Below are 8,436 nucleotides of genomic sequence, written 5' to 3' on the forward strand. Positions count from 1 at the left end.
CGGGTCCGTGCGCGGCGGCCCGTTCGACGGCCTCCGCGCCCGTGCCGGCCTCGGCCACCACCTCCAGGTCGGGCGTCTCGTCGATCAGCACCCGCTGCCGGCGGCGGTGCTCCCCACCGCCCCGGCCGGGGTGGGCAAGGACTTCGACGGGATCCCCGTCGTCGGCCGGATGTTCGTCATGAAGGGCTCGGGCGCCTACTTCTGCACCGCCAGCGTCGTCTCCTCCCCCGGCCGGGACCTGGTGCTCAGCGCGGCGCACTGCCTGATCGGCAGTGACACCCGCCAGATCGCCTTCGTCCCGCAGTACACGCTCGCCAACCCGCGCCCGTACGGCATGTTCCCGGTCCTGCGGGACTCGGCGGGCCGCTCGAAGATCTGGATCGCCTCCCGCTACCGCACCGAGGGCGCCTCCAAGGCCGCCACCCTCGACGTGGCCTTCGCGCAGGTCGGCCCGGACGCCGACGGCGAGGAGGCCGAGGACGTGGTCGGCGGGAACCGCCTCGTCACCGGGGCCACCTTCAACCACCCCAAGGTGGTCCTCATCGGCCACCCCGCACCGGCCCCGCGCCCGCGCGTGTGCGTCAACAAGACGACCAAGTTCACCAGCACCGACCCGGCCAGCCCCGGATCGTTCCTGCGGATCGACTGCACCGGCTACCCGGGCGGGACCAGCGGCGGCCCCTTCATCACCCGCTTCGACGAGGACACCGCGACCGGGGACGTGGTCGGGGTGATCGGCGGCTGGGAGACCGGCGGGCCCACGGCCGACACCTCCTACAGCGCCTACTTCGGCGCGGAGGTCAGGAAGCTGTACCAGTCGGCGGTCGCCGGGGTGCGGGCGGAGTGAGGACCCGCACCCAGCGGGTGCGGCGCGGGTTGCCGACCGTCCGGGGGGTCGCCGGGACCCCTTCGGCGGTCAGCGGCTCGGCCGGGGGCAGCGCGAGCTGACGGCGCAGGTCGGCGAGGGCCGCGTGCACGGGCGCCAGGATGACCTCGGCGCGCGGGTGGATGTGCGCGAGGGCGTGGGCGGTGGTCTCGATCGTCTCGGCGGCGTCCTCGGCGGCGTTCCGGCTCCAGCCCCCGGGGCCGCCCTCGCCCCAGGGCGCGACGGCGTCGTAGAGGTGGCAGGCGGCATCGGCCGCGGCGTCGGCCCGTTCGCCGACCCCCGGCGCCGCGATCATCGGCAGCAGCAGCTCCATGCCCGGTCAACGAGCGGAACCCGCCGGGGGAACGAGGCGGCCTAGAAGGCGACGGCCTGGAGCCAGAGCGGGAGCAGGAGGAGGGAGACCACCGAGCTCTTGATCACGACGGAGGCGGAGAGGTCGACGCCGATCCCGTACCGCTGGGCGAAGATGAAGAGGTTCTGCGGGGTCGGCATCGCGGCGATCAGCACGAGGTACGCGAGCCAGGGCCCCTGTATCCCGAAGAGCCCCGCGCACACCGCCCAGGCCAGCAGCGGGAAGCCGAGGCACTTGAAGGCGATCAGCGCGACCTCCTCCCGGGTGGTGCCCCGGACGTCCAGGCCGGTGCCGCCGAGGTGCAGGCCGAGGGCGAACAGGGCCACCGGCGAGGCGCTGTCGCCGACGAACGCGGCCCCGTCGAGGAGCACCTTGGGCACGTGCACCGAGAGCAGGTTGAGCACGATGCCCGCGTTGCAGGCGAGGACGAGCGGGGTGGCGAGGGAGGCGACGAGGGCCCGGGAGAGCCGGGTGCCGGGGCCGCCCGCGCCCGCGCGGCCCAGTTCCATGAGGGCGATGACCACGAGCGAGAGCACGCACACCTGGAACAGCAGCACCGGGAAGATCGGCGCGGCGGTCCCGAAGACGGTGATGAAGACGGGGACCGCGAAGTAGGCGGTGTTGACCTGGACGCCGGCCATCACGCGCAGCGCCACCGCGCGGGGCTCGCGCACGCCGTAGGCCGCCGCTCCGAGGGCCACCGCGAGGACGGCGAGGGCGGCGGCGGCCGCGTAGCCGCCGATGGCCCGCCAGTCGAACAGGGCTCCGAGGTCGGCGGCGTAGATGTTGCCGAAGAGGTAGCAGGGGACGGCGAAGAGGAAGGCGTAGTCGGAGAAGGCCTTGGAGGTGTCCGCCGGGACGATCTTGCGGCGGGCGAGCAGGACCCCGCCGCCGAAGGCCAGGAGTACCGGTACCAGTTTCTCGAGTGCGGCCGCCCCGCCCATAGCCGTCGACCCCCCTCGTTCGCTATTCGGACGGCGTGCAGCCTATCCCTCCGCGCTGCCGCCCCTTCGGAGGCCCCCTGCGCATAGGCTGGCGGATCATGAGGTTCACACCGCGCATCCCGGGCCGCGCCCGGAAGACCCCGGCGGCCGGCGCGCGGGGCGCGGGCGCACGGGAGGCCGGCGGCGGGTTCGGACGGCTGGCGGTGGCCCTGCGCACCCCGGCCCGGCCGGGCGAACCGCTGCTGGCGCGGGCCCCGCGCCGCTGGCAGCGGCTGGCGCCCTACGCCGTCACGGCCGTCTTCGTGGTGGTGCTGCTCCCGGTGACCATCGCGGTGCTCACCAACGACTACCGGATGGGCGGCGGCTGGGCCGGAGCGCTGGGGGTGGCGCAGACGGTGCCGCTGCTGCTGGCGGTGACCCGGCCGGTGCCGGCCTGGGCGGCGGTGCTGGCCGCGGACGTGGCCGGGGCCGTGCTGCTGCTGTTCACGGACGGGGTGGTGGGGCGTTCGTGGCCCTGGCCGCCGATGGGGATCGTCGGGTACCTGGTGCTGATGGCCTGCCTGGGGCTGCGGGAGTCCGTGCGGACCCTGGTCGGGGTGTGGCTGGCGACCGGCGCGGTCGGGGTGGTGCTCGGGTTCTTCGCCCCGGACGGGGTGACGAACACGGTGGCCGTGCAGTTCGTGCTGGGCGGGGTCGTGCTGGCGCTGACCTGGGCGCTGCGCGGGCTGGGCGACGCCCGGCAGCGGATCGCGGAGCAGGAGAGCATCAGCGGGGCGGAGCGGGCGCGGCGCACACTGCTGGAGGAACGGGCGCGGATCGCCCGGGAGTTGCACGATGTGGTGGCCCACCACATGTCGGTGATCACGGTGCAGGCGGACTCCGCGCCGTACCGGCTGCCGGGGATGGAGGAGCCGGTGCGCGAGGAGTTCGCGGCGATCGCGGCGAGCGCGCGCGAGTCGCTGGGCGAGATGCGGCGGCTGCTGACGGTGCTGCGCGGGGACGGTACCGACGGGGGCGCGGGCGCGGCCGGCGGGGAGCGGGCGCCGCAGCCGGGCGTGGCGCGGATCCAGCAGCTGGTGGAGGCGACCGTGCGGGCCGGGCAGCCGGTGGAGCTGTCCCTGGCCGCGGGCGTGGCCGACGCGGCGCGGTCGGTGCCGGCCGTGGACCTGTCGGCGTACCGCATCGTCCAGGAGGCCCTGGCGAACGTGGTGCGGCACGCGCCGGGGGCGCGGACCAGCGTGTCCGTGTCGGGTTCCGCCGGGGACGGGGAGGTGCTCGTGCTGGTGGTCAACGGCCCGGCGCGGGACGCCGTGACGGCACTGGAGGGGGAGGGTACGGGGCACGGCCTGGTGGGGATGCGCGAGCGCGTACGGTTGACCGGCGGGACCCTGGACGCGGGCCCGCTGCCCGAGGGCGGTTTCCGGGTCGCCGCCCGGCTGCCGCTCGACTCCCGGACCGAGGAATCCAGTTGACCATCCGAGTGATCATCGTCGACGACCAGGCCATGGTGCGGGCCGGGTTCGCCGCGCTGCTGTCGGCGCAGGCCGACATCGACGTGGTGGGCGAGGCGCCCGACGGCCGGGAGGGCGTACGGCTCTCGCGGACCGTGCACCCGGACGTGGTGCTGATGGACGTGCGGATGCCGGAGCTGGACGGGCTCTCGGCGGCCCGGGAGCTGCTGGACCCGCCCGTGGGGGTGGTCCACCGGCCCAAGGTGCTGATGCTGACCACCTTCGACATCGACGACTACGTGTACGAGGCGCTGCGCGCGGGCGCGTCCGGGTTCCTGCTGAAGGACGCCCCGCCCGCCGACCTGATCGCGGCGGTCCGGGTGGTGGCCTCGGGCGAGGCGCTGCTGGCGCCGTCGGTGACGCGCCGGCTGATCGCGGACTTCGTGCGGCGGCGTCCGGCGCCGCGCAAGGACCCGGCGCTGCGGCTGAACGGCCTGACCCCGCGTGAGACCGAGGTGCTGGAGCTGATCGCGCGCGGGCTGTCGAACCAGGAGATCGCCGCGCACCTGGTGCTGGCGGAGCAGACGGTCAAGACCCACATCGGGCGGGTGCTGGGCAAGCTGGACCTGCGCGACCGGGCCCAGGCGGTGATCTTCGCGTACGAGGCGGGGCTGGTCCGGCCCGGCGACTCGGCGTAGTCCGGCGGGCGGCCCCGGCCCGCGGGCGGCGGCCCCCGGCCGGCGCCGTCTCCTCCACCCCCTACCGGGGTATGACATCCGGCTTGGCTCTCCGGTCCGACGTGCCGCCGGGCACCTCCTTCCTACCTTCCTCTCCGTCACGAGGAGAGAGGGGACAGGACATGGGCCGCTTCGGGAGGACGATCGTCACGGCCGCGCTGGCGGTGGCCGTCGTCGCGGGAACCGCCGGCTGGGCGTCCGGCGACACCCAGCGGGCGGTCACGGGCCCGCCGCCGGGGGCGGCGGCCTGGCGGGCCGACCGGGGGTACGGCCGGCCGCTGCCCGATCCGGCGGACGCGGACCCCCGGGAGGCGGCCCGGTTCTTCGCCGGGCTGGACGAGGGCGCGCGGCGCGGGCTCCTGCGGGCCCACCCGCTCGTGGTCGGCAATCTGGACGGGGCGCCGCTCCCCCTGAGGTACGAGGCCAACCGGCTGGCCGTGCTCGCCACCGGTGAGGCCCGCTACGCCTCCCTCGCCGCCCCGGGCCGCCGGATCCTGGCCTTCGACCCGCGCGGCCGGGGCCAGGTGGCCGAGGTGTTCGGGGACCTGGAACGGGCGGCGCACGTCGCGGTGGTCGTGCCCGGCTCCGACAACGACGCCGAGTCCCACGACGCCCCGCGCGCCCCGGACACCGGCCCGGCCGGGATGGCCCGCTCGCTGTGGACGGCGGCGGGCGGGGCCGGCGGGGACACCGCAGTCGTCGCGTGGACGGGGTACACCACCCCGGTCGGGGTGGGCCTGGACGCGGCGGGCGGGCGGCTCGCCGAGGCCGGCGCGGTCCGGCTGGCCCGGTTCACCGCGGGGCTCGACGCCGTCGGTGCCCCCGACCCGGTGCTGCTGTGCCACAGCTACGGCTCGGTGGTCTGCGGTCTGGCGGCCCGGCACACGGACGCCCGCGACCTCGTCGTCCTCGGCTCCCCCGGGATGCGGGCCGATACCGCCGCCGGCCTGGGGACGAAGGCCCGGGTGTGGGCGGCCCGGGGGCCCTCCGACTGGATCGCCGACGTGCCGAACGTGGAGGTCGCCGGGCTCGGGCACGGCGCCGACCCCGCCTCGGCGGCCTTCGGCGCGCGCCGGGTGCCCGCCTCCGACGTGGTCGGCCACACCGGGTACTTCAGGGCCGGCACCCGTTCCCTGGCCGCCTTCGCCGCGATCGTGAAGGGGGAGGTCCGATGAGCGCGCTGACCTCACTGCGGCGGACCGCCGGCCGGATCGACCGGCGCACCCCCGCCCACCGGGACCGGGCGGTCGACGGGCTGCGGGCGCTGGCCCTGCTCGCCGTGCCGACCGGGCACTGGCTGCTCGGCGGGTTCACCCTCGACGCGGAGGGCGGGCTGCACAACGCCAGCCCGCTGTCGGCCGTCGGCGCCCTCGCCCCGGCGAGCTGGGTGCTCCAGATGCTCGGGATCTTCTTCCTCGTCGGCGGCTACGCCTCGGTGCTCTCCTTCCGCCGCCGCACGGGCTCGACCCGGGCCTGGCTCAAGGGGCGGATGGTGCGGCTGGGTCGGCCGGTGCTGGGGGTGACCGCGGTGTGGGCGCTGGCCGCGCCGGTGCTGTATGCGGCCGGGGTGCCGGAGGCCACGCTGCGGACGGGGGCGACCCTGGTGGTCCAGCCGCTGTGGTTCGTCGGGGTGTACGCGGTGGTGACGGCGCTGACCCCGTACTGCGTCCGGGCCGCGGGCCGGCTCGGCGGCTGGGCGGCGGCCCCGCTGCTGGTCTCGGTCGCGGTGGTGGACTTCCTGCGGTACGGGCCGGCGGCCTCCTCGGTGCCTTCGTGGCTGTCGCTGCTGAACGTCCTGCCGGGCTGGCTGTTCGCCTATCAGCTGGGCGTGTCCTGGGGCGAGGGGCGGATCGGCCGGCGCGGGGCCCGGCTGCTGCTGGTGGGCGGGGCCGTGCTGTTCGCGGTGCTGCTGGCGGTCTTCCACTACCCGGCGTCGATGGTCGGCGTCCCGGGTGAGGCGCGGACCAACTCCCATCCGCCGTCGCTGCTCGTCCTCGCACTGGCCTCGGCCCAGTCGGGTGCGGCGATCCTGCTGCGGGACCGGCTGGCGCGGCTGCTCGCGCGGCCGGCGCTGTGGGCCCCGGTGGTGGTGGTCAACCTGTCGGCGATGACGGTGCTGTGCTGGCACCAGACCGCGATGCTGGCGGCGGCCGTGCCGGCCTCCTTCGCCGGAGGCGGGGTGGCCGGGCTGACGACGGCGCCCGACGGGCCGGGCTGGATCGTGGCGCGGGCCCTGTGGCTGCCGGTGTTCGCGGTACTGCTGGTGGGGATCGCCCGGTACGCGCGCCGGTTCGAGGCGCCGGCGGCCGCAGGGCGCCGGGGGGCGGTGGCCCGGGGGGCGGTGGCGGGGGTGCTGGCGGCCGGGTTCGGGGCGTTCGCGCTGGGTCTGGCGTAGGGCCGCCCGCCCGTAGCCGCCCGTAGCGGAGCACCCGCACGCACGGGAAGCACCCGTACACGAGGAGAGCGCCGCTTCCCATGGGGAGCGGCGCTCTCTTTCCGGTGCGGGACGCGCGTTCCGTCGCGCCCGGCGGTCAGGCGATGGAGGCGGCCACGATCGCGGCGACCGAGAGGTTGCAGCAGGCGGTGACCCACACGGCCGGGTGCGGTTCGGGGTCGACCACGATGGCGCCGAGCTTGCCCGGGGTCACCAGGTCCAGCACCAGGAAGGCCACGGCCATCAGCACCAGGCCGAGCAGCCCGAAGGCCGCCGTGGACAGCAGGCCCTTGCCGAAGTCCTCGTACGTCGTCCAGATCGAGGTGAAGACGATGCCGCCGATGCCGAGGAGCGCGGAGCTGAGCAGCAGGGCCGCGTTGCGGTTGCGCTCCTCCCAGATCTGCTTGGGGAGCTTGCCCGGGGTCAGCACGTCCACCAGGACGATGCCGAGGATCAGCAGGACCAGCCCGACGGCGCCGTAGGCGGTCGTACGGCCAAGTCCGTTGACGATGTCGCTCATTGAGATGCCTGTCTGACGCGGAGGTGGGATAGGGATGGGCCAAGGACGTGCCGTGGGGAGGCCGAATCTATCGCACGGCCCAGCCCCGGACCATGGGGAGGTCAGGAGATGGCAAAGGCCAGGCCCGCGCGGCCCGGGGAGGCGGCGGCGCTGACCGCGCTGGTCATGCGGTCCAAGGCGTACTGGGGGTACGGCCCGGAGTTCCTCGCCGCGTGCGCGCCGGAGCTGCGGATCCGGGAGGAGGAGCTGGCGCTCCGGCGGATCGCGGTGGCCGAGAACGGACGCGGGGAGGCACTGGGCCTCGCCTCCCTGGAGGACGTCGGCGGGCACGGCGGGGACATGGAGGACGCGTCCGGGACCGTGCGGCTCGGACTGCTGTTCGTGGATCCCCCGGCCGTCGGCCGGGGCCTCGGCCGGCTGCTGTACCTGGACGCCGTGCGCCGGGCCGCTGAGCTGGGGTTCCGGCGGCTGCTGATCGACGCCGACCCGCACGCGGCGGGGTTCTACCGGGCGATGGGCGCCGTCCCCGCGGCGGGCTCCCCGCCGGGCCTGGTCCGCTTCGAGGCGGCGCCCGCGCCCCTCGCCCCGTGGGCGCGGGCCTGGACGGGCGGGGTCCCGGCGGTGCACGTGGGCAACGTCGCCGAGTTCAACGCCCAGTTCGCCGACGCCTCCCTCGACGCCGGGCAGCGGCCCGCGCACGACTACGCCTGCCTGGCCGCCTTCTACAGCCCCCGCCCGGCCGCGCTGGTGCTGCCCCGGCCGGTGCCCCGCTGGTGGCCCGGGGCGGTCGGGCGGCAGCTGGGCTGGGACCCCGAAGTGGAGGTGTACGACGGCCTGGTGGAGCGGGGCCCCGGTCTGTCGGAGGCGGTGCTGGCCCGGCCGGCGCTGGCCGGGCGGCTGACGGCGGGCGGGCCGCCGCTCGTCCCGTGGGGGCGGACCGGGGCGTACGCGCGGCTCGCGGGCCTGCCGTGGCGGCCGGACGCGCTGCGGTACGAGTCGAAGTCCGCGGCCCACGCCCTGTTCGCCCGGATCCTCGCGGGCGGCGGCCATCCGGGGATCATCCTGCCCGCGCAGTGGCGGGCCGGCACCCGCCGGCCGGCTGACCCTGCGCC

Annotated in this window: 9 protein-coding genes and 1 pseudogene; 6 read left to right on the plus strand and 4 right to left on the minus strand. The window is 76.1% G+C overall.

The annotated features are described in order from the left end of the window. Positions 1-106: pseudogene (locus tag AB0O29_RS33020) on the minus strand (DNA-binding response regulator); the annotation flags it as partial. A 72-nt stretch (positions 107-178) separates the two neighbouring features. Here AB0O29_RS33020 and AB0O29_RS33025 point away from each other — a divergent pair. After that, on the plus strand, positions 179-847 hold the full coding sequence (locus AB0O29_RS33025) for a trypsin-like peptidase domain-containing protein (protein WP_365159239.1): 669 nt from the start codon (positions 179-181) through the stop codon (positions 845-847). Here the strand turns inward: AB0O29_RS33025 and AB0O29_RS33030 are convergent. Beyond that, positions 801-1,199, minus strand: coding sequence for a hypothetical protein (locus tag AB0O29_RS33030; RefSeq protein WP_365159242.1), 399 nt, complete (start codon positions 1,197-1,199; stop codon positions 801-803). The two genes, AB0O29_RS33025 and AB0O29_RS33030, sit on opposite strands and share 47 nt — an antisense overlap. 41 nt (positions 1,200-1,240) lie before the next feature. Next, on the minus strand, positions 1,241-2,182 hold the full coding sequence (locus AB0O29_RS33035; RefSeq protein WP_365159245.1) for an AEC family transporter: 942 nt from the start codon (positions 2,180-2,182) through the stop codon (positions 1,241-1,243). Between the two features lie 98 nt (positions 2,183-2,280). Between AB0O29_RS33035 and AB0O29_RS33040 the strand changes: the two genes are divergently transcribed. From AB0O29_RS33040 to AB0O29_RS33055, 4 genes are all read left to right on the plus strand, one after another. Next, entirely contained in the window at positions 2,281-3,654 is a 1,374-nt protein-coding gene (locus AB0O29_RS33040) for a histidine kinase (protein WP_365159248.1), read from the plus strand. Continuing rightward, on the plus strand, positions 3,651-4,331 hold the full coding sequence (locus tag AB0O29_RS33045; protein ID WP_365159251.1) for a response regulator transcription factor: 681 nt from the start codon (positions 3,651-3,653) through the stop codon (positions 4,329-4,331). The genes AB0O29_RS33040 and AB0O29_RS33045 overlap by 4 nt, the downstream gene beginning before the upstream one ends. A 161-nt stretch (positions 4,332-4,492) precedes the next feature. Beyond that, on the plus strand, positions 4,493-5,545 hold the full coding sequence (locus tag AB0O29_RS33050; protein ID WP_365159254.1) for an alpha/beta hydrolase: 1,053 nt from the start codon (positions 4,493-4,495) through the stop codon (positions 5,543-5,545). Then, the gene (locus AB0O29_RS33055; protein WP_365159257.1) at positions 5,542-6,765 is read left to right on the plus strand and encodes an acyltransferase; all 1,224 of its coding nucleotides are present in this window, start codon (positions 5,542-5,544) and stop codon (positions 6,763-6,765) included. The genes AB0O29_RS33050 and AB0O29_RS33055 overlap by 4 nt, the downstream gene beginning before the upstream one ends. A gap of 136 nt (positions 6,766-6,901) precedes the next feature. On the opposite strand, the gene AB0O29_RS33060 is transcribed toward AB0O29_RS33055, so the two are convergent. After that, positions 6,902-7,324: a DUF350 domain-containing protein gene (locus AB0O29_RS33060; RefSeq protein WP_365159260.1), complete on the minus strand. Its 423-nt coding sequence runs from the start codon at positions 7,322-7,324 to the stop codon at positions 6,902-6,904. A 108-nt stretch (positions 7,325-7,432) separates the two neighbouring features. Between AB0O29_RS33060 and AB0O29_RS33065 the strand changes: the two genes are divergently transcribed. Further along, a partial coding sequence (locus AB0O29_RS33065) for a GNAT family N-acetyltransferase (protein WP_365159263.1) occupies positions 7,433-8,436 on the plus strand: 1,004 nt, incomplete at its 3' end.

It is taken from the genome of Streptomyces sp. NPDC089915 (genome assembly GCF_040684675.1).
Lineage (GTDB): Bacteria > Actinomycetota > Actinomycetes > Streptomycetales > Streptomycetaceae > Streptomyces.

Bases quoted from the DNA above. Each gene is read 5' to 3' on its own strand.
- AB0O29_RS33025 (WP_365159239.1), top strand. From the start codon at position 179: ATGAAGGGCTCGGGCGCCTACTTCTGCACCGCCAGCGTCGTCTCCTCC.
- AB0O29_RS33030 (WP_365159242.1), bottom strand. From the start codon at position 1,199: ATGGAGCTGCTGCTGCCGATGATCGCGGCGCCGGGGGTCGGCGAACGG.
- AB0O29_RS33035 (WP_365159245.1), bottom strand. From the start codon at position 2,182: ATGGGCGGGGCGGCCGCACTCGAGAAACTGGTACCGGTACTCCTGGCC.
- AB0O29_RS33040 (WP_365159248.1), top strand. From the start codon at position 2,281: ATGAGGTTCACACCGCGCATCCCGGGCCGCGCCCGGAAGACCCCGGCG.
- AB0O29_RS33050 (WP_365159254.1), top strand. From the start codon at position 4,493: ATGGGCCGCTTCGGGAGGACGATCGTCACGGCCGCGCTGGCGGTGGCC.
- AB0O29_RS33055 (WP_365159257.1), top strand. From the start codon at position 5,542: ATGAGCGCGCTGACCTCACTGCGGCGGACCGCCGGCCGGATCGACCGG.
- AB0O29_RS33060 (WP_365159260.1), bottom strand. From the start codon at position 7,324: ATGAGCGACATCGTCAACGGACTTGGCCGTACGACCGCCTACGGCGCC.